Annotated in this window: 17 protein-coding genes; 9 read left to right on the forward strand and 8 right to left on the reverse strand. The window is 61.0% G+C overall.

All coding sequences use genetic code 11. The features are described from left to right. Nucleotides 1-125 precede the first annotated feature (125 nt). A complete protein-coding gene (locus J1W56_RS18505) occupies nucleotides 126-1,451 on the forward strand; it encodes a dicarboxylate/amino acid:cation symporter (protein WP_223614765.1) in 1,326 nt (441 codons plus the stop codon). 49 nt (nucleotides 1,452-1,500) lie between these two features. Here the strand turns inward: J1W56_RS18505 and J1W56_RS18510 are convergent, their stop codons facing one another. The 7 genes from J1W56_RS18510 to J1W56_RS18540 all read right to left on the reverse strand — a co-directional run bounded on the left by J1W56_RS18510 (nucleotide 1,501) and on the right by J1W56_RS18540 (nucleotide 8,638). Continuing rightward, entirely contained in the window at nucleotides 1,501-2,862 is a 1,362-nt protein-coding gene (locus J1W56_RS18510; protein ID WP_223614766.1) for an FGGY-family carbohydrate kinase, read from the reverse strand. Nucleotides 2,863-2,868: 6 nt separating this feature from the next. Then, nucleotides 2,869-3,192 (reverse strand): L-rhamnose mutarotase, encoded by a 324-nt coding sequence (gene rhaM, locus J1W56_RS18515; RefSeq protein ID WP_223614767.1) that lies wholly within the window; start codon nucleotides 3,190-3,192, stop codon nucleotides 2,869-2,871. Next, on the reverse strand, nucleotides 3,189-4,190 hold the full coding sequence (locus tag J1W56_RS18520; protein ID WP_223614768.1) for an ABC transporter permease: 1,002 nt from the start codon (nucleotides 4,188-4,190) through the stop codon (nucleotides 3,189-3,191). The genes rhaM and J1W56_RS18520 overlap by 4 nt, the downstream gene beginning before the upstream one ends. Continuing rightward, the gene (locus J1W56_RS18525; RefSeq protein ID WP_223614940.1) at nucleotides 4,187-5,185 is read right to left on the reverse strand and encodes an ABC transporter permease; all 999 of its coding nucleotides are present in this window, start codon (nucleotides 5,183-5,185) and stop codon (nucleotides 4,187-4,189) included. The genes J1W56_RS18520 and J1W56_RS18525 overlap by 4 nt, the downstream gene beginning before the upstream one ends. 11 nt (nucleotides 5,186-5,196) lie before the next feature. Further along, a complete protein-coding gene (locus tag J1W56_RS18530) occupies nucleotides 5,197-6,717 on the reverse strand; it encodes a sugar ABC transporter ATP-binding protein (RefSeq protein WP_223614769.1) in 1,521 nt (506 codons plus the stop codon). Nucleotides 6,718-6,785: 68 nt separating this feature from the next. Further along, entirely contained in the window at nucleotides 6,786-7,781 is a 996-nt protein-coding gene (rhaS, locus tag J1W56_RS18535; RefSeq protein ID WP_223614770.1) for a rhamnose ABC transporter substrate-binding protein, read from the reverse strand. Nucleotides 7,782-7,825: 44 nt separating this feature from the next. Further along, on the reverse strand, nucleotides 7,826-8,638 hold the full coding sequence (locus J1W56_RS18540) for a DeoR/GlpR family DNA-binding transcription regulator (protein ID WP_223614771.1): 813 nt from the start codon (nucleotides 8,636-8,638) through the stop codon (nucleotides 7,826-7,828). 214 nt (nucleotides 8,639-8,852) lie between these two features. Between J1W56_RS18540 and J1W56_RS18545 the strand changes: the two genes are divergently transcribed. The 7 genes from J1W56_RS18545 (at nucleotide 8,853) to J1W56_RS18575 (ending at nucleotide 17,549) form a co-directional block, all read left to right on the forward strand. Continuing rightward, on the forward strand, nucleotides 8,853-10,943 hold the full coding sequence (locus J1W56_RS18545) for a bifunctional rhamnulose-1-phosphate aldolase/short-chain dehydrogenase (RefSeq protein WP_223614772.1): 2,091 nt from the start codon (nucleotides 8,853-8,855) through the stop codon (nucleotides 10,941-10,943). A 21-nt stretch (nucleotides 10,944-10,964) separates the two neighbouring features. Next, nucleotides 10,965-12,257: an L-rhamnose catabolism isomerase gene (gene rhaI / locus J1W56_RS18550; RefSeq protein ID WP_223614773.1), complete on the forward strand. Its 1,293-nt coding sequence runs from the start codon at nucleotides 10,965-10,967 to the stop codon at nucleotides 12,255-12,257. Between the two features lie 143 nt (nucleotides 12,258-12,400). Next, nucleotides 12,401-13,930 carry an ABC transporter substrate-binding protein gene (locus J1W56_RS18555; RefSeq protein WP_223614774.1) on the forward strand — a complete coding sequence of 510 codons (1,530 nt, stop codon included), beginning with the start codon at nucleotides 12,401-12,403 and terminating at the stop codon, nucleotides 13,928-13,930. A gap of 87 nt (nucleotides 13,931-14,017) precedes the next feature. Continuing rightward, nucleotides 14,018-14,959: an ABC transporter permease gene (locus J1W56_RS18560; RefSeq protein WP_223614775.1), complete on the forward strand. Its 942-nt coding sequence runs from the start codon at nucleotides 14,018-14,020 to the stop codon at nucleotides 14,957-14,959. Next, a complete protein-coding gene (locus J1W56_RS18565) occupies nucleotides 14,959-15,828 on the forward strand; it encodes an ABC transporter permease (protein WP_105733398.1) in 870 nt (289 codons plus the stop codon). Before J1W56_RS18560 ends, J1W56_RS18565 begins: the two co-directional genes overlap by 1 nt. A 2-nt stretch (nucleotides 15,829-15,830) precedes the next feature. After that, nucleotides 15,831-17,042 (forward strand): amidohydrolase/deacetylase family metallohydrolase, encoded by a 1,212-nt coding sequence (locus J1W56_RS18570; RefSeq protein WP_223614776.1) that lies wholly within the window; start codon nucleotides 15,831-15,833, stop codon nucleotides 17,040-17,042. 9 nt (nucleotides 17,043-17,051) lie between these two features. Continuing rightward, on the forward strand, nucleotides 17,052-17,549 hold the full coding sequence (locus J1W56_RS18575; RefSeq protein WP_223614777.1) for a RidA family protein: 498 nt from the start codon (nucleotides 17,052-17,054) through the stop codon (nucleotides 17,547-17,549). A 2-nt stretch (nucleotides 17,550-17,551) separates the two neighbouring features. On the opposite strand, the gene J1W56_RS18580 is transcribed toward J1W56_RS18575, so the two are convergent. After that, the gene (locus tag J1W56_RS18580) at nucleotides 17,552-18,385 is read right to left on the reverse strand and encodes an IclR family transcriptional regulator (RefSeq protein WP_374042759.1); all 834 of its coding nucleotides are present in this window, start codon (nucleotides 18,383-18,385) and stop codon (nucleotides 17,552-17,554) included. Nucleotides 18,386-18,498: 113 nt separating this feature from the next. Here J1W56_RS18580 and J1W56_RS18585 point away from each other — a divergent pair, with 113 nt between their 5' ends. Then, entirely contained in the window at nucleotides 18,499-19,710 is a 1,212-nt protein-coding gene (locus tag J1W56_RS18585; RefSeq protein WP_223614778.1) for an aminotransferase class V-fold PLP-dependent enzyme, read from the forward strand. The last annotated feature ends 9 nt before the right edge of the window (nucleotides 19,711-19,719 follow it).

The following is a 19,719-nucleotide window of genomic DNA, read 5'->3' on the forward strand; positions in this document are numbered from 1 at the left end:
ATCAAGATTGGCACGGTGCTTGCTTATGCCTTTCCAGAGAACGCATGCGTTGTTCTCGAGAACAAGAAGGGCCCGGGAGGCTGACAGGGTTTCTGCCAGACGCGGCTCGCACCATGGAGGAAGACATGAGTCCTGTGACCATCAGCGCAGCACCGCAGCCGCGCGTCAAGAAACCAATCTATACCCATCTGTATTTCCAGGTCATCGTTGCCATCACCATCGGCATCGCGCTTGGCCACTATTATCCCGATGTCGGCACGAGCATGAAGCCGCTCGGCGATGCCTTCATCAAGCTGGTGAAGATGATCATTGCTCCGGTCATTTTCCTGACCGTGACGACCGGCATCGCCGGGATGAGCGATCTGCAGAAAGTCGGCCGCGTCGCCGGCAAGGCGATGATCTACTTCCTCACCTTCTCGACACTGGCGCTGATCGTCGGCCTCATCGTTGCAAATGTCGTGCAGCCCGGTGCCGGCATGAACATCAATCCGGCAACGCTTGATCCGGCCTCGGTCGCCACCTACACGCAGCAGGCGCATGAACAGAGCGTCATCGGCTTCCTGCAGAACATCATTCCGACGACCATCGTCGGTGCCTTTGCTTCCGGCGACATTCTTCAGGTGCTGTTCTTCTCGGTTCTGTTCGGTGTATCACTGGCCATGGTCGGCGAGCGCGCCGCGCCTGTCACCAACTTCCTGCATGTGCTTTCCGCACCGGTGTTCAAGCTGGTCGCCATTCTGATGAAGGCTGCTCCCATCGGTGCCTTCGGCGCCATGGCGTTTACCATCGGCAAGTACGGCATTTCATCGGTCGCCAACCTGCTGTTCCTCATCGGAACCTTCTACCTGACCTCGATCCTCTTCGTGGTCATCATCCTCGGCGCTGTTGCCCGCTACAACGGCTTCTCGATTTTCGCGCTGATCCGCTATATCAAGGAAGAACTGCTGCTCGTTCTCGGCACAAGCTCATCCGAAGCTGCCCTGCCGACGCTGATGGCGAAAATGGAAAAGGCGGGCTGCAAGAAGTCCGTTGTCGGCCTCGTCATCCCGACCGGTTATTCCTTCAACCTGGACGGCACCAATATCTACATGACATTGGCTGCGCTGTTCATTGCCCAGGCAACCAACACACCGCTGACCCTGACGGATCAGGTTCTGCTGCTGCTCGTTGCCATGCTCAGCTCGAAGGGCGCTGCCGGTATCACCGGTGCCGGCTTCATCACGCTCGCAGCAACCCTGTCCGTGGTTCCGGCCGTGCCGGTCGCCGGCATGGCGCTGATCCTCGGCATCGACCGCTTCATGTCGGAATGCCGTGCCCTGACCAACCTTGTGGGCAATGCGGTCGCAACAATCGTTGTTGCCCGCTGGGAAGGCGAACTCGACAAGGGCCAGCTTGACCGCGCACTGCATGGCGGCGTCAGCGAAGACGAAGCCCTTGCCTATGCCGGCTGACAGCCGGTAACGACTGAAAGGGAAAGGCGGGCTTTTCAGCCCGCCTTTTTCATGCGAGGTGGTCCCGCCATATTGTCGCATATGTGTCGAATGCGGCATCGAGCGGCTGCACGTTTCCGGTCTTTGCCTGCACGGGGATTGTCGCGCCCGCCAGAAGGGCCGCGCCAAGGCTGGTTCCCGTCGAACCGGGCAGGGCGGCCACGTCACGCCCTGTCAGGCTGCGCAGGGCAGACAGATACACCGCATTGCGGGCGAAGGGACCTTCGACAATCGTGGTGCCTGCCGCCCCGATCAGCCCGAGGCTGACATGGGTCATCAGCGCGGCATAGAGCGATGCGGCGGCGGTGCGTTCGGCCGTTGTCCGGGCCTCGCCGTTCGGCCATACGGCCTCCTGGTGCGGAAAGGGACCCGTTCCCCTGACAAGACTGGGCAGCAGCATGATGTGATCGCGGATGACCCGGTCGAGCGTTGCGGTATCGGGCGCGGCGGCATTGCCGCCGGTCAAAAGGTCAAACTCCCGGCCGCCCATGAACCGGGCCGAGGGCACCGGCTTGCCATAGGCGTCGACATTGGCAAGCGTGTCACGCTCCTGATCGAGCTTGTCCAGATGCCCGCCCACGGCAAACAGCACAACCCACGTGCCCGTCGAGACAACGGAAAATGGCGAGCTGCGCGTCATCAGATGCGGCAGCAGCGATGCGTTGGAATCGTGAATGCCGCAAAAGACCGGCACAGATTTCTTGACGCCTAGTTGATGCTGAAGAGGGGGCAGCAAATCGCCGATATGATCGAAGGCCGGACGGATCGGCGGCAGGAGCGGGCGCAGGTCCAGCGTGTCGACAAGGCTGGAATAATCACCCTTGCGCGGATTCCACAGATCCGTATGGCAACCGAGCGACGTCACTTCATTGACCGCAATGCCGGTGAGCCGCCACACCCAGTATTGCGCATAGGTCAGGATGGTTTTGACATCCCGGAACAGTTCGGGAAACTGCGTCTTCTGGTAATGGATTTGCGCGCCGACATTCAGTCCGCCGGCCAGATAGGGCGAGGCGGTCTCGGCAAAATCCGGCCGCAGGTCCGCATAGGCGCGGCGCACCGCATCGGGATAGCTGTATTCATAGTCGATGACGGGCATAGCCAGGCCGTCGTCTCCGAGCAAGGCTGCCGCGGCGCCATGGGCGGTGACGGATATCGCGTCGAAGCCCGGTGTTGCGGCGAGTTCCGTCAGGGAGGCCAGAAAAAAGGTCCAGAGTGCGTCGATATCGTAATGCGGATAGGGGCCGCCGGTGACCACGCGGTTGGGCGTGCTGCGCGCGGCAAGTTCCACGCCGCTCGCCGCGTCAACGACAACGACTTTGGCGTTGGTCTTGCCGACGTCGATGACAGCGATATGGCGCGGCTTGGTCATGCCGGTTCAGGCCAGATGGAACAGGCAGACCAGATCGGACTGCACCGGTGAATTGTCCGGGTTCGTCACCATGATATCGGCCATGTGCGCCCACCATTTTTTCATCACGGGATGACCGGGAAGATCAGCCATCCCATGTTCCTTCGGGCGGGTCAGGACACCGAACAGCGTGTGGGTGTCACGATCAAGGTGGATCGAATAGTTCTGCACGCCCGCGTCGTGCAGGAGATCGGCAAGTTCCGGCCAGATGGCATCGTGCCGCCGGCGGTATTCCTCTTCCATGCCCGGATGGAGGGTCATCTTGAACGCATAGGTTTCCCGAGTGCTCATGCGTGTTTCCTGTGCCTGAAGCGGCGGATGATGATCGGCAGGGTGATGGTGATGATCAGGAGCAGGCCGATGAAGATCGACATGACGATGCCGGGCACGTTGAGCAGCCCGAGGCCGAATGTCACCAGCCCCATGACAAAGGCGGCGATGACGACGCCGCCGATGGTTCCCGAGCCACCAAGGATGGAGATGCCGCCGAGAACCACCATGGTGACGATTTCGAGTTCCCAGCCTTGCGCGATGGACGGCCGTGTCGAGCCGAGGCGCGAGGTGAGGCAGACTGCGGCGATGCCCGACATCAGCCCGGTCATCAGGAACAGCGTGAACTTGATGCGCTCGACGCGGATGCCGGAGAAACGCGCGGCAAACTCGTTGTTGCCGATGGCATAGACGCGCCGGCCGAAATTGGTCGCGTGCAGGAGAATGGCGAAGAGAATGGCAAGGGCGGCGAACAGGGCGAATTCAAACGAAATGACCCAGAAGACATACCCCTGGCCGAAATAGGCGAAGGAGGCGGGATAGCCGCCATAGGCCTTGTCGCCGAGGACGATATAGGCGATGCCGCGAAACAGGCTCATCGTGCCGATGGTCACGACAATCGACGGAAGGCGCAGCCCGGCGACGAGAATGCCGTTGATCACGCCGCAGCCGACGCCGACCCCGAGGCCGATGGCAACAAGGCCTGGCGTGCCCACGCCCATCTGGGCCGCTGCGCCCATGGCCGTCGAGGCAAGCGCAATGATCGCCGCGACGGACAGGTCGATTTCACCGGCGATGATCAGGAGCGCCATGGCGAAGGCCACCATCGCCTTCTCGGTGAAGTTGAACGTGGCGTCGGACAGGTTCCATGCATTGAGGAAGTAGGGCGATGCAAAGGAGTTGGCGATGAAGATCAGGATCGCGACAACCAGCAGCAGCGCTTCCCAGCTGGCAAACAGCCGCGTTGCGGAGGTGCCGAGCCGGTCCGGGATATGACGTTTTTCGCTGACCACATTCATGCGATACCCTCGATTGTTTCCGATGCCCCGCGGTCACGCAGGATGATGCGGCCGCGCCGCCGTTCCTGCCGCGCATTGAAGATCACGGCGGCGATGATCACGCCGCCGGAAATTGCCATTTGCGAGAACGGCGAAATGTTGATGACCGGCAGGGCATTCTTGATGACGCCGAGAAACAGCGAGCCCAGCACCGCCCCCGCCACCGAACCGATGCCGCCGAGGGTCGAGATGCCGCCGATGACGCAGGCGGCGACGCTGTCGAGTTCGAAGCCTGCGGCGATATCCACATAGGCCACCGCATAGCGCGATACCCAGAGGTAGCCGCAGAGCCCGGCGAGGGTGCCCGATATGACAAAGGCGAAAAAGCGCGTGCGCCCGACATCGATACCGGCATAAACGGCCGCAGTCGGGTTGCCGCCGGAGGCATAAATCGCCCGGCCGAGGAAGGTGCGCGACATGACGATATAGATGACGGCGACGATGACGATGGCCGTCCAGCCGAGCACCGGCAGACCGAGGAAAAGCTGGCGCGGCGTCTGCAGGAAAGGCTCGGTCATCTGGTGGGCATTGACCCAGCCGCCACCGGACAAAACGAAGGCCATGCCGCGATAGATGGTGAGCGTGCCGAGCGTGACGACAATCGAGGGAATGCCGAGCTTCCACACGAACAGGCCGTTGATAGCCCCGAGGATCGCGCCGATGCCAAGCGCGATGAGAACGATCAATGCCAGCGGCAGGCCGGGATGCGCCGCGTTGAGCATGGCAACCGCCATGCCGGTAAAGGCCACATTGGCCGCGACGGAGAGGTCGATCGATTTCGTCAGGATGACGGTCATCTGCCCGAGGGCCAGAATGATCAGGATCGACGTGTCGTTGAAAATATTCGACAGGTTCGACGGGCTGGCAAAGCCGGGCGAGCGGGAAGAGAAAACGCCGAGCAGGACGGCAATGATCACCACCAGCAGCATTTCGCGAAATTTGAACAGTTGCTTGATCATTCCGATCCTCACGCGTTGCCCGTTGCGGCGCGAACCAGTGTCTCGGCGCTCATGTCGGCGCGCTCGAAGAGACCGGCGGACAGGCCTTCGCGCATCACCAGCACGCGGTCCGACATGCCAAGGATTTCCGGCAGTTCCGACGATACCATGATGATGCTGAGGCCTTCGCCGGCAAGTTCGCTGATGAAGGCGTGGACCGCTGCCTTCGAGCCGATGTCGATGCCCTTGGTCGGTTCATCCAGAATGAGGATTTTCGGTTGCGTGGCGAGCCACTTGCCGATGACGACCTTCTGCTGGTTGCCGCCGGAAAGCGTGCCGACCGGCACCGACAGTGCGGCGGCCCTCAGGTCGAAGCGTTCGGCGTATTTTCGCGCCAGCGCCAGTTCTTCGGCGGCGCGCAGGAAACCCGAACGGGATGTCCGTCCAAGCGACGGCAATGAAATGTTCTGGTAGATCGGCAGTTGCAGCACGGCGCCGTGGCGGCCGCGCTCCTCCGGCACATAGACGATGCCCGCATGGATTGCATCGCCGGGCGACCGGATCTGGATCTCTTTGCCGTCCAGTTCCAGCCTGCCGCCGGACGGCCGGGTCACGCCGAACAGGGACTGGCAGATTTCCGAGCGGCCGGCACCGACCAGCCCGTAGATGCCAAGGATTTCACCCTTCCGAAGGGCAAAGGAAATGTCGCGGAATTCGGTGGGATGGCTGTAGTTCTCGACTTTGAGCACCGTTTCGCCGAGCGGGATGTCGACTTTCGGAAAGGCATGCTCGATGGAGCGGCCGACCATGAGGCGGACAATGTCGTTCTGGCTGATCTCGGCGAGAACCCCGCTGCCCACGGCCTTGCCGTCACGGAACACGGCATAATTGTCGGCGATCTCGTAGACCTCGTCGAACTTGTGGCTGATGAAGAGAATGGCCTTGCCCTGCGCCTTCAGCCGCTTGACGATCTGGAAGAGGTCGTCCACCTCCTTGCGCGACAGGGCGGCGGTCGGCTCGTCCATGATGACGATGCGCGCATCGACCGACAGCGCCCGGGCAATGGCAACAAGATGGCGCTGGGCGATGGAGAGATCCTTCAGCCGCGTGCGCGGATCGATATTGCTCTCAAGCGAATGGAGAAGGGCGAGCGCCCTGGCGTTGACGCCCTTCCAGTTGACCAGACCCAGCGATGTCTTCGGCGCATGGCCGATGAAAATATTCTCGGCGACCGAGAGTTCATCGAACAACACCGTTTCCTGATGGATGGCGGTCACGCCGTGATCGATGGCATCCTGCGCGTTGCCGAAGGTGACGGGCTTGCCGTCGATATGGATCTCGCCTTCGTCGGACTGGTAGATGCCGGTCAGAATCTTGACGAGCGTGGATTTGCCCGCACCGTTCTCGCCGATGAGCGCCGTCACCTCGCCGGGAAACAGGGCGATGTTGACGTCATTCAGGGCTTTCACACCCGGAAAGGTCTTGGAGATGGCCCGCATTTCCAGAATGGGGGTCGCGAGGGGTGATTCAGCAAGGGCTGCGGTCATCATGGGCAATACCGAAGGGTTAAAAAATGCCCGGCAGAAGGCCTGCCGGGCTTTGCGGCGCGATTGCCGGATCAGAAAATCTTGGAGAACTGATCGATGTTCTTCGCGTCATAGACGAAGGGATCAGCCATGGCCGCCTCGCCATTGTCGCCGATCTTGATCTTGCCCATGCGGCCGGCACTGATGTCGCTGCCGGGTTTGCCGTCGGTATCACCCTTGACGAGGTGATAGGCGATCTGCGTCGCGGAGTAGCCAAGATCGATCGGATTCCAGATGGCGAATTCCTTGGTGGCACCTGATTTGATGGCGCCGGCCATCTCAGATGGCAGGCCGAGGCCAGTCACGTAAACCGTGCCGATCTTCTTGGCATCGGATACCGCCTGCGAGGCGGCCAATACGCCAACCGTGGTCGGTGCAACGATCACCTTCACATTCGGCTGCGAGGTCAGGAGGCCCTGCGCTTCGCGGTAGCTCTTGTCGGCGAGGTCATCGCCATAGACTGTCGTCACAAGATTGAGGCCGGGAAAGTTCGGCAGCTGCTTTTTCATCTCGGCAATCCAGGTGTTCTGGTTTGTCGATGTGGTCGTGGCCGAGAGGATGGCGAAGTCGCCCTTGCCATCAGGCAGATGGGCAGCGGCAAGCTGCAGGCACATCTTGCCGATCAGCTCGTTCGACGATGGGTTGAGGTGGACGATGCGGCCGTCCTTGGCCACGGCGGAATCCCATGAGATCACCTTGATGCCGCGCGCCATGGCTTTCTTCAGAGCCGGTACGACAGCGTCCGGATCGTTGGCGGAAATGGCGATGGCATTGACGTTCTGCGCGATCAGCGCATTGATGACCTCGATCTGGCCTTCGGCCGTCGTCGATGTCGGTCCGGTATAGATGACTTCGACACCGCCCAACTCCTTGGCGGCTTCCTGCGCGCCCTTGTTGGCTGCTTCAAAGAAGCCGTTGCCGAGTGATTTGGCGACGAGACCGATCTTGATCGTTTCCGCCTGTGCATGCGATGCGAGCATGGCAAGGGCCAAGGCCGATCCCAGTGCGAGTTTCTTCAACAGTTTCATTTCATCCTCCCTAGATTGAAATACGCCGCTTCGGCGCCTGGTTTTTATGCGATCGAAGCGGAATCCCTTGATTTGTCCTGAGCTCCCACCTTTGCGACGATGAGCTCGACCCCGGCATCCTCCACCATCTTCCGGTCGGCATCCGCAATGCCGTCATCGGTGATGATTGTCGCGACCCGCTGCAGCGGGCACAGGATCAGGCTCGACCGGCGCTCGAACTTGCTGGAATCCACCAGCAGCACCAGTTCATCCGCCTGATTGATCAGCTTCTGCTCGCCCTGAATGATCAGCGGGTCCGATTCCATCGCGCCGAACGGACCGACCCCGACGGCGCCCATGAACATGCGCTTGCCATAGAAATTGCGGGTAACGTCATTGTCGAACGGCGAGAGGATCATGCTCTGCTCGCGGTAGATCATGCCGCCGGGAATAATGACCGTGCTCTTGGAGTTCTTCACCAGATGTTCGGCAATGGCGAAGGAATTGGTCATGATCTGCAGGCGGCGGGTGGCGAGATAGTGCACCATCTGGAATGTCGTGGTGCCGCCGTTGAGAATGATGGCGTCGCCCTCGTTGCACAGGCCCACGGCTTCACGCGCAATCGCCCGCTTCTTGTCGATGTTCTCGGCTTCCGAGACGCGGAATGGCCGGCCGGCAAGCGCGGTCTGCTGCGGCGGGTGAATGGCTTCCGCCCCGCCGCGCACCCGGCGCAGCTTGCCCTGGACATGCATGGAGGCAATGTCACGACGGATCGTTGCTTCCGACGCTTCCGTCAGTTCGGCAATGTCCTGAATGGTGATGAACGGCTTTTCCTGAACGGCACTCAGGATAATTCGTTGGCGCTCACGTTCGTGCATTTTTCCCTCCACTGCTGCGAACATTGCGCAAATAACACGGTGGTGTCAATCAACTTCAGTCAAAATTATTCATATTGCACTGCACAATTGCAATTTTATGATTGAATTTGATCATTTGTGATTGACAGCAAATCACTCCCTGCTTCATAGCTAGAGAAAATTCACATGGCTGCGGCGTGTTGTCAGGCCATCAGATCGTCTTCGGGAGGCAAGTATGGCGAACAAGGTCCAACTTCTGGATAATCGTTGGGATGATCAAAAGGCTGCCGCGCTGGATGAGCCCGGCAAGCTGCTCTACCGCTCCAATCTGCTGGGTGCCGACAAGCGCATCACCAATTACGGCGGCGGCAACACCTCGGCGAAAGTGACGCAAACCGATCCGCTCACCGCTACGCCGGTGGAGGTGCTGTGGGTGAAGGGATCGGGCGGCGATGTCGGCACGATCAAGCTCGATGGTTTCGCCACGCTTTATATGGAAAAGCTGGAATCGCTGAAGTCCATCTACAAGGGTGTTGCGGACGAAGACCGCATGGTGGGTTTTCTTCCCCATTGCACCTTCAATCTCAACAGCCGCGCCGCATCGATCGATACGCCCCTGCACGGTTTCGTGCCGTTCAGGCATGTGGATCACATGCACCCCGATGCGATCATCGCCATTGCCGCCTCGAAGAACTCGCGCGCGCTGACAAAAGAGGTGTTTGGCGACGAAATCGGCTGGCTGCCCTGGCGCCGTCCGGGTTTTCAGCTCGGCCTCGATCTCGGTGCCTATGCGGCGGCGCATCCCAATTCAAAAGGTGTCGTGCTGGAAAGCCATGGCCTGTTCACATGGGCCGATGACGCCAAGGAATGCTACGAGCTGACGCTCGATATCATCAACAGGGCGATTGTCTGGTTCGACGCCAAGACGGCGGGCAAACCCGCATTCGGCGGGGAGGTGGTGACAAGCCTCGACGCGCCCGCACGCCGCGCCATCGCCGCGCGGCTGATGCCGGAAATCCGCGGCAAGATCGGTGTAGCCGAACGCAAGCTCGGCCACTTCGACGATCAGCCGGCGGTGCTGGAATTCGTCAACTCCCGCGACCTGCATCCGCTCGCGGCACTCGGGACCAGCTGCCCCGATCATTTCCTGCGCACGAAAATTCGCCCGCTGGTGCTGGATGTCGACGCGGCCAATCCCGACGCTGCAGTCGAAGCGCTCGATGCGGCGCTGGAAGCCTACCGCACCGACTATGCCCGCTACTACACCGCCTGCAAGCATGCCAACTCACCTGCCATGCGCGATCCCAACCCGGTGATCTTCCTCATTCCCGGCGTCGGCATGCTGTCCTTTGCCAAGGACAAGGCAACGGCGCGCATTGCCGGGGAATTCTATGTCAACGCCATCAATGTGATGCGCGGCGCGTCGTCTGTCTCGGACTATCAGGGACTGCCGGAACAGGAGGCCTTCGATATCGAATACTGGCTGCTCGAGGAAGCCAAGCTGCAGCGCATGCCCAAGCCGAAATCCCTGGCGGGCCGCGTGGCTTTTGTCACGGGCGGCGCCGGCGGCATCGGCCGCGCCACGGCAGAACGGCTGCTCGGGCAGGGTGCCTGTGTCGTCCTTGCGGATATCGATGCGGAGGCCCTGAAGGCCGCCCATCAGGATTTTGCCGCGCGCTACAGCGCCGATGCGGTGCGCGGTGTGCAGCTCAATGTGACGGACGAGGCTGCCGTGATCGCCAGTTTCGCCGAAGCGTCGATTGAGTTTGGCGGCATCGATATTCTCGTGTCCAATGCCGGCATCGCCTCGTCCGCCCCGATAGAGGCTACCGAGCTTGCCATGTGGAACCGCAACATGGACATTCTGGCGACCGGCTATTTCCTCGTATCGCGCGAAGCCTTCCGCCTGTTCCGGCGCCAGAAGATCGGCGGCAACGTGGTCTTCGTCGCATCGAAGAACGGGCTTGCCGCCTCGCCCAATGCCAGCGCGTACTGTGCCGCCAAGGCTGCGGAAATCCACCTCGCCCGCTGCCTCGCGCTGGAGGGGGCGGAAGCCGGTATCCGCGTGAACACTGTTAATCCGGATGCCGTGCTGCGTGGCTCGAAGATCTGGAACGGCGAATGGCGCGAACAGCGTGCCGCCTCATCCAACCTGCAGGTGGATGAGCTGGAAGAGCATTACCGCAAGCGGTCGCTGCTCAAGCTCAACGTGCTGCCGGAAGACATTGCCGAGGCGATCTATTTCCTTGCCTCCGATGCATCTGCCAAATCGACAGGCAATATTATCAATGTCGATGCTGGCAACGTGCAGAGTTTCACGCGATAAAGCAGTCCGGGGGAGGACAACATGGCTGAACTGCAAATATCCGGCGATCTGATCGCATCCGAAAACGACAAGCGCGGTGCGGCGCACAACAGCGATTTCGAGGCGCTGGGCGCGCATCTTGCCCGCCGCAACATCGATATCGAGACGATCACCGCCAAGGTGGCCGATTTCTTCGTCGCGGTTCCCTCGTGGGGCGTCGGTACCGGCGGCACGCGCTTTGCCCGGTTTCCGGGGCAGGGCGAACCGCGCGGAATTTTCGACAAGCTCGATGACTGCGCGGTCATCCACCAGCTGAGCCGCGCGACGCCGACCGTCTCGCTGCACATCCCCTGGGACAAGGCTGATCCGCAGCAGCTCAAAGCCCATGCGGAGGCGCTCGGCCTCGGCTTCGACGCGATGAATTCCAACACCTTTTCCGATGCGCCGGATCAGGCGCATTCCTACAAATACGGCTCGCTCAGCCATGCGGATGCGGCGACGCGCAAGCAGGCCATCGCGCACAATATCGAGTGCATCGAAATCGGCAATGCCATCGGCTCGAAGGCCCTGACCGTGTGGATCGGCGATGGATCGAATTTTCCCGGCCAGAGCCATTTTGCCCGGTCGTTCGAGCGCTATCTCGACGCCATGGCGCAGGTCTACAAGGCGCTGCCGGATGACTGGCGCATCTTCTCCGAACACAAGATGTTCGAGCCCGCCTTCTATTCGACCGTGGTGCAGGACTGGGGCAGCAATTATCTGATCGCCCAGACACTGGGGCCGAAAGCCTTCTGCCTGGTTGATCTCGGTCACCACGCCCCGAACACCAATATCGAGATGATCGTGTCGCGGCTGATCCAGTTCAAGAAACTGGGCGGCTTCCACTTCAACGATTCGAAATATGGCGATGACGATCTGGATGCGGGTTCCATCGATCCGTACCGGCTGTTCCTGGTTTTCAACGAGCTGGTCGATGCGGAGGAGCGCGGCGTCGAGAATTTCCATCCCGCGCACATGATCGATCAGTCGCACAATGTGACCGATCCGATTGAAAGCCTGATCTCCAGCGCCAATGAGATTCGCCGTGCTTATGCGCAGGCCCTGCTGGTCGACCGGGCGGCTCTGGATGGCTATCAGAACGGCAATGATGCGCTGATGGCATCGGATGCGCTGAAGCGCGCTTACCGGACGGATGTCGAGCCGATACTCTCCGAAGCCCGCCGCCGGGCAGGGGGCGCCATCGATCCCATTGCCGCCTACCGGGCCAGCGGCTACCGGCAAAAGGTCGGAAAAATCCGGCCGGCCAGCACGGGCGGCAGCGGCGGCATTATCTGAACGGATTGCCGGCCGGTTGCATGATCAAGGCAGCGCCCCTCGCGCTGCCTTTTCTTTTTTGTTTGACAGCGCCTGATACATTTGGTCTTATTCTACTATAAAACATTATATAACATAATAATAGAATAACAAAGGGAACTGTCATGAAATCACTGAAACTCGCACTCCTGTTGGGTTCGGCGCTGGTTGCCCTAAGCCCTGCGGCCTTTGCCCAGACCAAGGGCGGCGTCATCAATGTCGCGACCATCGGCGAGCCGCCGACACTTGACGCCATGGCATCGACGGCCGATCTGGTCGGCATTGTTTCCCAGCACATTTTCGAGACACTCTACACCTTTGATGAAAACTGGAACCCGACCCCGCTGCTGGCGGCAAGCCTGCCGGAGATTTCGGCGGATGGCAAAATTTACACGATCAAGCTGCGCACCGGCGTCAAGTTCCATGACGGCACCGACATGGATTCCGCCGATGTCGTCGCCTCGCTGAAGCGCTGGACCCAGATCGCCTCACGCGGCAAGCAGGTTGCGCCTCTCATCACATCCATTGACGCGGTTGATGCCTCGACGGTCCGCATCACGCTCAATGCCCCGCATGCACCGCTGCTGTCGCTGCTGGCGTTCAACAATGCCGCAGCGATCATCCTCCCAAGCGAAAAGCAGCAGAACCCAATGACCGACCCGGTCGGCACGGGCCCCTACAAGCTGAAGGAGCGCAAGGCGGACCAGTATATCCAGCTCGTCCGCTTCGACGGCTACAAATCTCCGGAAGGGCGCGAGAATGGTTATGGCGGCGCCCGCCATCAGTATCTCGACGAAATCCGTTTCGTTCCTGTTCCCGATGCCAATACCCGGGTCGAAGGCGCGATTTCCGGCCAGTTCGACTATGCCGACAGTCTGCCTGTCGAGGCCTATGACCGCCTGAAGGGCCAGAAGGTCACCGAGCCGGTCCTGCTGAAGCCCTTCGGCTGGCCGGTCTTCGTGCTGAACACGGCGCAGGGCCTGACCAAGAGCCAGGATATGCGCCTGGCGATCCGCGCTGCGCTCAACGTGGAAGACATGCTGGCCGCCGCTTTCGGCAGCAAGGACTTCTATGCGCTGAATGGATCGTTCTATCCGGCATCCTATAGCTGGGCGAGCGATGCGGGCGTCAAGGATGGCTATAATATCGGCGATCCCGAAAAGGCGGCGACGCTTCTGAAGCAAGCCAATTACGACGGCAAGCCGGTGCGTATTCTCACCAGCCGCCAGTATGAGTTCCACTACAAGATGGCACAGGTCGCTGCGGAATATCTGAAGGCCGCCGGGATCAATGTCGATCTGCAGGTGGTCGACTGGGCAACGCTGACGCAGCGCCGTGCCGACCCGGCACTCTGGGATATTTATATCAGCCACAGCCCGTTCCTGCCGGAACCCGCGCTGATCGGCGCCCTGTCGACCAGTGCGCCGGGCAATTGGGATACACCGGCCCGCAAGGTGGCGGTGGATGCCTTCAATGCCGAAACGGACCCGAAGAAGCGTATCGCGTTGTGGGCGGACGTTCAGAAGGTGATCTACGCGGAAGCACCGATCATCAAGATCGGCGATTTCAACGCGCTGTCGGCCAAGTCGCCCAAGCTGGAGCACTTTACCCCGGCGCCCTGGCCCTATTTCTGGAACGTGTCGCTCAAGCAGTAATCTGAAGCGTTCGGGCGCGGGCGGCTGCAAGCCGCCTGCCGCCAGTCCCTTCGTATCGTAGCTCCCGCAGCAGGATCCAACCGGCCCATGCTCCGTTACATCTTCCAACGCTTTATCGGCATGATTGTCGTGATGTTTCTGGTGGTGACCATCGTGTTCATCATCGTCCGCGTCACGCCCGGCGATCCGGCGGCCGTCATGCTCGGACCGGAAGCAACCGCTGCCGATATCGCGCAGTTGCGGACAGCGCTCGGGCTCGACCGCTCCATCCTCGTCCAGTACGTCTATTTCATCGGCCAGTTACTGCAGGGCGATCTCGGACGGTCGATCTTTCTCGACCAGCCCGTGCTGACGGCATTGGCGCAGCGCGCCGAGCCGACATTTTTCCTCACGGTTTTCTCGATCCTCATCGCCAGTGCCATTGCGATTCCCATCGGGGTCTATGCCGCGTACCGGCGCGGATCGATTTTTGATCAGGCCGCAACGGCGCTGGCCATGCTGGCCGCCAGCATTCCGAGTTTCTGGCTCGGCCTGATCCTGATGCAGGTGTTTGCCGTCCGCTTCGGCATCTTCCCGGTCTCGGGTTATGGCGGACCGGACACGACGCTGGGCGAGCGACTGTATCATCTCGTTTTGCCGGCTTTTGCGCTGGGAATCGTTTCATCGGCGCTGATCATGCGGTTTACCCGCGCTTCGATGCTGGATGTGCTGGGGGATGACTACATCCGCACCGCCCGGGCCAAGGGTGTTGTCGAGCGCAGCGTCGTGCTCAAGCACGCATTCAAGAATGCGCTGATCCCGATCATCACCGTCGTTGGCCTGACGGCCGCCGTGCTCATCTCCGGTGCGGTGGTAACGGAGACGGTGTTCGGGTTGCCCGGTGTCGGCAATCTCGTCGTCTCGGCTGTGCTGCGCCGCGATTACCCCGTCATTCAGGGCGCGCTCCTCATCATCGCCGGGCTCTACGTCCTCATCAATTTCGCCATCGACATGCTTTACCTCGTCGTTGATCCAAGGGTGCGCTACTGATGACCGATATCGTTTCACCCGTTCCCGCCAGCGAACGCAGCAAATTCCTGCGCGTTCTCCTGCGCCGCAAGACCGTCCTGTTCGGCCTGATCGTTCTGGCAATCTTCATCACGCTTGCCATTCTCGCGCCGCTCATTGCCCCCTATGCGCCGAACAAGCTGTCGATCGTCAACAGGCTGAAGCCGCCGAGCGCCCAATGGATTTTCGGCACCGACGAGTTCGGACGCGACGTGTTTTCGCGCACGATCTATTCCGCCCGGCTGTCGCTGCTCGTTGGTTTTGCCGTGGTGGTGCTCGCCTCGCTCATCGGTGTTACGCTCGGTATTCTCGCCGGTTTCTTCCACAAGCTTGATGCGCCGATCACCCGGCTGATCGATGCGATGATGGCATTCCCCGACATCTTGCTTGCCATTGCACTGGTTGCGGCGCTCGGTCCGTCGCTGACGACGGTGATCATCGCGCTCAGCATCGTCTATGCGCCGCGGCTTGCCCGCGTGGTACGGGCCTCGACACTGGTCATCCGCGAACTGCCCTATGTGGAAGCCGCCCATGCGCTTGGCATTTCGACGCCGCATATCCTGACGCGCCACATCCTGCGCAATCTGCTCTCGCCCATCCTCGTCCAGGGAACGTTCCTGTTTGCCCATGCCATGCTGGCGGAAGCCGGCCTGTCCTTCCTCGGGCTTGGCGTCAGCCCCGAAGTGCCGACCTGGGGCACGATGATTGCCGCAGGGCGGCAATATGTCGGTCAGGCCGACTGGATGACCCTGTTTCCCGGTATCGCCATCGTGCTCTCCGTTCTCTCCCTGCAGATGGTCGGCGACGGCTTCCGCGACCTCCTAGACCCCCGCCTCAGAAAGGATCTCTGATCATGCCCGCCCCCTCCGCAACCGACGGCCGTTTGCTGCTGACCAATGTCAAGCCGGTTGCCTTTGGCCCCAATACACCTTCCGGCACCATCGATATCCTGATCGGTGCGGACGGAAAAATCGCCGAATTCGGCCCCGCCCTGAACGTCGCCGGCGATGCCAGGCGCATTGACATGAAGGGCGCCTGGATCTCGCCCGGCTGGACCGACCTGCATGCCCATGTCTGGCATGGCGGAACCGATATCTCGGTTCGCCCGCAAATCTGCGGTGTCGAGCGCGGCGTGACGACCATCGTCGATGCGGGCTCGGCGGGTGAAGCGAATTTCCACGGCCTGCGCGAATATATCATCGAACCGGCAAAGGAGCGCATCAAGGCTTTCCTCAATCTCGGCTCGATTGGTCTTGTCGCCTGCAACCGCGTCAGCGAACTCAGCGATATCCGCTCCATCGATCTCGACCGCACGGTCGCCTGCGTCAACGAGAACCGCGACCACATTGTCGGCCTGAAGGTGCGTGCCAGCCATGTCATCACCGGCTCCTGGGGTGTGACACCGGTCAAGGTCGGCAAGAAGGTGGCAAAAATTCTTAAACTGCCGATGATGGTGCATGTGGGCGAACCGCCTGCACTCTATGACGAAGTGCTGGAGATTCTGGGACCGGGCGATATCATCACCCATTGCTTCAACGGCAAGGTCGGCGCGAGCATCATCGAAGACGAGGATCTGTTCGAACTGGCGGAACGTTGCGCCGGTGAAGGCATCCGGCTCGATATCGGCCATGGCGGCGCGTCGTTCTCGTTCCGCGTGGCGGAAGTTGCCATCAGCCGCGGCCTGCTGCCTTTCTCCATCTCGACCGACATCCACCTGCACAGCCTGAATTATTCCGTGTGGGATCTGGGAACGACGATGTCGAAGCTGCTGAGCGTCGGCATGCCGTTCGACAAAGTTGTCGAGGCCGTGACGCTCTCCCCGGCATCGGCCATCGGCCTGCCGACCGACAATCTCCTCTCCGTCGGCAAGCCGGCCGAGTTCACCATCTTTGAACTGGTCGATTCAGATCTCAGCGTCATCGATTCGCTGGGCTATGAAGCGACGCTGCACAAACTGTTCGAACCGCGCATGGTGGTTCTGGGTACCGAAACCATCGCGGCGAGCCGCTATCAACCGGTGAAGCCTGAGCTGGTCAATCACCGCCATACCCATTCATACCGCTAAGGAGCTCGCGTGAATCCCTCATCCAGCCCGGCTGTCGACGCCGGCACATCTCCTTACACCAGGCTGAAGGCGCTGGGCATCGTGCTGCCGCCGGCACCGCGTCCGATTGCCAATTTCGTTACCCACATTCAGGAAGGCAACATGCTGTACCTCTCGGGCCAGGGCCCGCGTGAGGATGACGGCTTCATGCATACGGGCAAGGTGGGCGATAACGTCAGCGTCGAGGACGCCTACGCCCACGCCCGGCTGACCGGCATCAACCTGCTGGCGGTCCTGCATTCCGCCCTGGGCGATCTTGGCCGCGTCAAGCAGGTGGTCAAGCTGCTCGGCATGGTCAATGCCGTGCCAGACTTTGCCGATCATCCGCTGGTGATCAACGGATGCTCCGATCTGCTGATCGACGTGTTCGGCGATGCGGGACAGCATGCCCGCTCGGCCGTGGGCTTCGGCTCGCTGCCGGGCAACATCACCGTGGAGATCGAGGCGATCATCGCCTTGAGGGGCTAGGATCAGGAATGACTGCGCCAGCCCATCACCGTTTCGATCCGTTCGGCAGATGCCTTGACCTCGGCCGTATAGCGCTCGGGGTCATCGGCAATCTTCTGCTCGGGCAGAACGATGGAGATGGTGGCAACGCAGGTGCCTTTGTCGTCGCATACGGGCGAGGCAACACAGGCAACGGCGTAGTCGGATTCGCCCGCCTGGATGGAAATGCGCGATTGCAGCGCCTCGGCAGCGGCTTTCGACAGCGCTGCCGGTTCGATGACGGCACGGCCGGTGGGCGAGGATTTGGCGCAGCGCTTGAACAGATCCAGCCGTTCGGCTTCGGGCAGATGGCCGACAAGCAGGCGGCCGGATGCGGTCCAGTTCAGCGGCACGCGCGTACCGACGCGCGACGTGACATGGAAATGGCCGGGACCATCGGCCATGGCCAGAACCATCATGTGATCGCCGTCGCGGCCGCAAACCTGGACCGTTTCACCCGATACGCGGCTGAGATTGTGCATTTCGTGGTTGGCGACGTCGAGAAAATCCAGCGAGCGGGCATAGGCGAGACCGTAGTGGTAAAGCCGTGCACCCAGCCAGACGGAGCCGTCATTGTTGCGGGAGAGAAGGTTCTTCTCAACCAGATCGTCAATGATGACATAGACGGTGGACAGCGGCGCGCCGATGGCCTTGGCAATGCCGTAGACACCGGCCGGACTGCCGGTTTCGTAGAGATAGTCCAGGACCTGCAAGGCACGGTCGATGCCGCTGACGCGGGAACGGCGGCCCGTCGCTTCCGGTTGTTCGGTTGTCTCAAGACCGGGGGCAGCGCCCATGTCTGATGTCTTTGCGTCCACGTTCAGGCTCCTGGCAGGCTCGATTGATGTTCAAACAGTTTATTACATTATAATGGCATATATGCCTAGAAAATGGAATGTGTTGCAAGCGGCAACATTTCGAGGAGATTAGCATGACAGACTCTCACAACCCCGACGATATTCGCGAAACGCTCGGGTTGCGACCCGTTATCAACGTGTCCGGCACGATGACCTCGCTGGGAGCGTCGATCGTGGTTCCGCAAGCGGTTGCCGCCATGACAGCAATCCTGCCGCAGTTCGTCGAGGTCAACGACCTGCAGAAGAAGGCGAGCCCGGTGATTGCCCGGCTGACCGGCGGCGAGGCCGGCTTTGTCACGGCGTCCTGCTCCGCCGGCATCAGTCTTGCGGTGGCTGCGGCCATGACGGGGAATGATCTTGCCGCCATCGAGCGCTTGCCTGACACCACGGGCCTGAAGGACGAAGTCATCATCCAGATGGGCCATGTGGTCAGCTACGGCGCTCCGGTCGATCAGGGTATCCGGCTCGCCGGTGCCAAGGCCGTCCTGGTCGGTCAGGCGACATCCTGCTACCCCTATCATCTCGATGGGGCGATCAACGAGCGCACTGCCGCTGCCGTCTTTGTTGTCTCGCATCACACGGTTCAGTACGGCCTCGTTGCCCTGCAGAAGTTTGCCGAAGTCTGCCACGCCCGCGGCGTGCCTGTTATCGTCGATGCGGCGTCCGAATATGATCTGAAGATTTTCCTGGAGCAGGGGGCCGACATCGCGCTTTACTCCGCGCACAAGTTTTTGGGCGGTCCGACGGGCGGTATCGTCGCCGGTGCCAAGGATTTCGTCCGCAACACCTTCCTGCAGAACATGGGCATTGGCCGCGGCATGAAAGTGGGCAAGGAGAGCATCCTTGGAACCATCGCCGCACTCGAAGCCTGGGAGAAGCGCGACCATGCGGGTATCCGCGAGCGGGAAACCGGTTATCTCAACCTCTGGCAGCAGACGCTTGCGGGCAAGCCGGGCGTCACGGCAGTCATCGAGCCCGATCCGACACACAATCCGCTCGACCGCCTGCGCGTCACCATCGAACCGCAGGCCGCCCACATTTCCGCCTGGGATCTCGCCGATGCATTGGCACAGGGCGCGCGCCCGGTGATCGTCCGGGACCACGAGGTCGAACACGGCTATTTCTATATGGACCCGTGCAATCTGCATCCGGGAGAAGAAACCATTGTGGCCAGCCGTCTGACGGAAGAGCTCGGCAAGGCGCGCGCGTCCAACGCGATCATCTCGACCCCGGTTGAAAACCGCTACGCACGGCGCATGGCCGGTCTCATGCGCTGGCCCGACTGACCGGCGCAT

The organism is Phyllobacterium calauticae (assembly GCF_019991125.1).
Lineage (GTDB): Bacteria > Pseudomonadota > Alphaproteobacteria > Rhizobiales > Rhizobiaceae > Phyllobacterium > Phyllobacterium calauticae.

Coding starts and splice junctions, on each gene's coding strand:
- rhaI (WP_223614773.1), top strand. CDS start 10,965: ATGGCTGAACTGCAAATATCCGGCGATCTGATCGCATCCGAAAACGAC.
- J1W56_RS18510 (WP_223614766.1), bottom strand. CDS start 2,862: ATGACCAAGCCGCGCCATATCGCTGTCATCGACGTCGGCAAGACCAAC.
- J1W56_RS18570 (WP_223614776.1), top strand. CDS start 15,831: ATGCCCGCCCCCTCCGCAACCGACGGCCGTTTGCTGCTGACCAATGTC.
- J1W56_RS18540 (WP_223614771.1), bottom strand. CDS start 8,638: ATGCACGAACGTGAGCGCCAACGAATTATCCTGAGTGCCGTTCAGGAA.
- J1W56_RS18530 (WP_223614769.1), bottom strand. CDS start 6,717: ATGATGACCGCAGCCCTTGCTGAATCACCCCTCGCGACCCCCATTCTG.
- J1W56_RS18560 (WP_223614775.1), top strand. CDS start 14,018: ATGCTCCGTTACATCTTCCAACGCTTTATCGGCATGATTGTCGTGATG.
- J1W56_RS18505 (WP_223614765.1), top strand. CDS start 126: ATGAGTCCTGTGACCATCAGCGCAGCACCGCAGCCGCGCGTCAAGAAA.
- J1W56_RS18545 (WP_223614772.1), top strand. CDS start 8,853: ATGGCGAACAAGGTCCAACTTCTGGATAATCGTTGGGATGATCAAAAG.
- rhaM (WP_223614767.1), bottom strand. CDS start 3,192: ATGAGCACTCGGGAAACCTATGCGTTCAAGATGACCCTCCATCCGGGC.
- J1W56_RS18555 (WP_223614774.1), top strand. CDS start 12,401: ATGAAATCACTGAAACTCGCACTCCTGTTGGGTTCGGCGCTGGTTGCC.
- rhaS (WP_223614770.1), bottom strand. CDS start 7,781: ATGAAACTGTTGAAGAAACTCGCACTGGGATCGGCCTTGGCCCTTGCC.
- J1W56_RS18520 (WP_223614768.1), bottom strand. CDS start 4,190: ATGAATGTGGTCAGCGAAAAACGTCATATCCCGGACCGGCTCGGCACC.
- J1W56_RS18565 (WP_105733398.1), top strand. CDS start 14,959: ATGACCGATATCGTTTCACCCGTTCCCGCCAGCGAACGCAGCAAATTC.
- J1W56_RS18585 (WP_223614778.1), top strand. CDS start 18,499: ATGACAGACTCTCACAACCCCGACGATATTCGCGAAACGCTCGGGTTG.